The 1,185-nt window shown below is 60.9% G+C and carries 1 protein-coding gene; it reads left to right on the top strand.

Annotated elements, in window-relative coordinates:
- A partial coding sequence (tuf, locus tag ACZ2IA_RS22740; protein ID WP_470294863.1) for an elongation factor Tu occupies positions 1 to 1,182 on the top strand: 1,182 nt, incomplete at its 5' end.
- Positions 1,183 to 1,185 lie beyond the last annotated feature (3 nt).

The following is a 1,185-nucleotide window of genomic DNA, read 5'->3' as shown; positions in this document are numbered from 1 at the left end:
GAAAAGTTCGAGCGGACGAAACCGCACGTAAACGTTGGCACCATCGGTCACGTGGACCATGGTAAGACCACTCTGACTGCAGCGATCACCACCATTCTGTCGAAGAAATTCGGTGGCGAAGCTAAAGACTACTCGCAGATCGACAGCGCGCCGGAAGAAAAGGCTCGCGGTATTACCATCAATACCGCGCACGTAGAATACGAAACCGAGAACCGCCACTACGCGCACGTAGACTGCCCGGGCCACGCTGACTATGTGAAGAACATGATCACCGGTGCCGCGCAGATGGACGGCGCGATCCTGGTGTGCTCGGCCGCTGACGGTCCGATGCCGCAGACCCGCGAACACATCCTGCTGTCCCGTCAGGTTGGCGTACCGTACATCATCGTCTTCCTGAACAAGGCTGACCTGGTGGACGACGCCGAGCTGCTGGAACTGGTGGAAATGGAAGTGCGCGACCTGCTGTCGTCGTACGACTTCCCAGGTGATGACACCCCGATCGTGACCGGCTCGGCGCGTCTGGCGCTGGAAGGCGACCAGTCCGAATACGGCGAACCGGCGATCTTCCGCCTGGCCGACGCGCTGGACAGCTACATCCCGACCCCGGAGCGTGCCGTTGACAAGCCGTTCCTGCTGCCGATCGAAGACGTGTTCTCGATCTCGGGTCGTGGCACCGTAGTGACCGGTCGTGTTGAGCGCGGTATCGTTAAAGTCGGCGAAGAACTCGAGATCGTTGGTCTGAAGGCCACCGTCAAGACCACCTGCACCGGCGTGGAAATGTTCCGCAAGCTGCTGGACCAAGGTCAGGCGGGTGACAACGTCGGCGTGCTGCTGCGCGGCACCAAGCGTGAAGACGTCGAGCGTGGCCAGGTATTGGCCAAGCCGGGTTCGATCACCCCGCACACCAAGTTCTCGGCCGAAGTGTACGTGCTGTCGAAGGAAGAAGGCGGTCGTCACACCCCGTTCTTCGCCAACTACCGCCCGCAGTTCTACTTCCGTACCACCGACGTGACCGGCGCAGTTAGCCTGGCCGAAGGCGTGGAAATGGTTATGCCGGGTGACAACGTGGCCATCACCGTGGAACTGATCGCTCCGATCGCCATGGAAGAAGGTCTGCGTTTCGCAATCCGCGAAGGTGGCCGTACCGTCGGCGCCGGCGTGGTTTCCAAGATCCTCGCCTAATCG

The organism is Crenobacter sp. CS_VA4 (genome assembly GCF_055597485.1).
This window is presented reverse-complemented; position numbering and strand designations above follow the sequence as displayed.